The sequence below is a fragment of the Staphylococcus sp. EG-SA-2 genome (assembly GCF_017152085.1).
This window is the reverse complement of sequence record NZ_JACYHC010000683.1, coordinates 1-2,000: the sequence shown is the minus strand read 5'-3', so window position 1 is coordinate 2,000 and position 2,000 is coordinate 1. Positions and strand designations below refer to the sequence as shown.

Below are 2,000 nucleotides of genomic sequence, written 5' to 3'. Positions count from 1 at the left end.
TGATCAAGCACCTTTAAATCCTGATACAACAAATGAAGAAGTAGCGGAAGCTATTGAACGTATTAATGCAGCTAAAGTTTCTGGTGTTAAAGCAATTGAAGCGACAACGACTGCACAAGATTTAGAACGCGTTAAAAACGAAGAAATATTCAAAATTGAGAATATTACGGATTCAACTCAAACTAAAATGGATGCTTATAAAGAAGTTAGACAAGCAGCTACAGCTAGAAAAGCGCAAAATGCTACAGTTTCAAATGCAACTGATGAAGAAGTAGCAGAGGCAAATGCAGCAGTAGATGCAGCTCAAACAGAAGGTTTACATGACATCCAAGTTGTTAAATCACAACAAGAAGTGGCTGATACTAAAGCAAAAGTATTAGATAAAATCAATGCAATTCAAACACAAGCAAAAGTTAAACCTGCAGCTGATACAGAAGTAGAAAACGCATATAATACACGTAAACAAGAAATCCAAAATAGCAATGCTTCAACTACAGAAGAAAAAGAAGCTGCATATACAGAATTAGATGCTAAAAAGCAAGAAGCAAGAACAAATCTTGATGCTGCAAATACAAACAGTGATGTAACAACAGCTAAAGACAATGGTATTGCTGCAATTAATCAAGTGCAAGCTGCCACAACTAAGAAATCGGATGCTAAAGCGGAAATCGCTCAAAAAGCAAGTGAACGTAAAACTGCAATTGAAGCAATGAATGATTCGACTACTGAAGAACAACAAGCTGCAAAAGATAAAGTTGATCAAGCAGTAGTTACTGCAAACGCTGATATAGATAATGCTACAGCAAATACAGATGTAGATAATGCAAAAACTACTAATGAAGCTACAATAGCTGCAATTACGCCAGATGCAAATGTTAAACCAGCAGCAAAACAAGCAATTGCAGATAAAGTACAAGCTCAAGAAACAGCAATTGATGCTAATAACGGTTCAACAACAGAAGAAAAAGAAGCTGCTAAACAACAAGTTCAAACTGAAAAAACGGCTGCTGATGCAGCAATAGATGCAGCTCATTCAAATGTGGAAGTTGAAGCGGCTAAAAATGCAGAAATTGCTAAAATTGAAGCGATTCAGCCAGCAACAACAACTAAAGATAATGCGAAACAAGCAATTGCTACGAAAGCGAATGAACGTAAAACAGCAATCGCTCAAACGCAAGATATTACTGCTGAAGAAATTGCAGCGGCTAATGCGGACGTAGATAATGCTGTGACACAAGCAAATAGCAACATTGAAGCTGCTAATAGTCAAAATGATGTAGACCAAGCGAAAACGACAGGTGAAACTAGTATTGATCAAGTAACACCAACAGTTAATAAAAAAGCAACTGCACGTAATGAAATCACAGCAATTTTAAATAACAAATTGCAAGAGATTCAAGCTACACCAGATGCAACAGATGAAGAAAAACAAGCAGCTGATGCAGAAGCAAATACTGAAAATGGTAAAGCAAATCAAGCCATTTCAGCAGCAACTACTAACGCACAAGTTGATGAAGCGAAAGCTAATGCAGAAGCAGCAATTAATGCGGTAACACCAAAAGTTGTTAAGAAACAAGCGGCTAAAGATGAGATTGATCAATTACAAGCAACGCAAACAAATGTTATCAATAATGATCAGAACGCTACAAATGAAGAAAAAGAAGCAGCTATTCAACAATTAGCAACAGCAGTTACAGACGCGAAAAATAATATTACAGCTGCAACTGATGATAATGGTGTAGATACAGCGAAAGACGCTGGAAAGAATTCAATTCAAAGCACACAACCAGCAACAGCAGTTAAATCGAATGCGAAAAATGAAGTTGATCAAGCTGTGACAACTCAAAATCAAGCAATTGATAATACAACTGGCGCTACAACTGAAGAGAAAAATGCAGCAAAAGATTTAGTTTTAAAAGCTAAAGAAAAAGCGTATCAAGATATCTTAAATGCACAAACAACTAATGATGTTACGCAAATTAAAGATCAAGCAGTTGCTG

The 2,000-nt window shown here is 36.4% G+C and carries 1 pseudogene; it reads left to right on the top strand.

Annotated features, from left to right (window positions below):
- Nucleotides 1–2,000 (top strand): annotated as a pseudogene (gene fmtB / locus IDG60_RS12310) (LPXTG-anchored DUF1542 repeat protein FmtB); the annotation flags it as partial.